This window comes from Vibrio sp. PNB23_22_6 (genome assembly GCF_052877535.1).
Genome location: NZ_JBNFXP010000104.1, coordinates 1 through 224 on the forward strand (window position 1 = coordinate 1; position 224 = coordinate 224).

General features: G+C 49.1%; 1 tRNA gene. It reads left to right on the plus strand.

From position 1 onward, the window contains the following. Positions 1–149 precede the first annotated feature (149 nt). Positions 150–223: transfer RNA gene (locus ACVA54_RS19790), tRNA-Met, on the plus strand. The last annotated feature ends 1 nt before the right edge of the window (position 224 follow it).

Sequence of the window (224 nt, forward strand, 5' to 3'; positions counted from 1 at the left end):
TCTATCGCCAAGCGGTAAGGCAGCGGCTTTTGATGCCGCCATTCCCTGGTTCGAATCCAGGTAGACCTGCCACTATTCAAAGTGAGATTCCTTAAATAAAGGGTTGTCACTTAGGGCGCGAAGGTTTATATTGTCTCGCTCAAAAAGATGGCTACGTAGCTCAGCTGGTTAGAGCACATCACTCATAATGATGGGGTCACAGGTTCGAATCCCGTCGTAGCCAC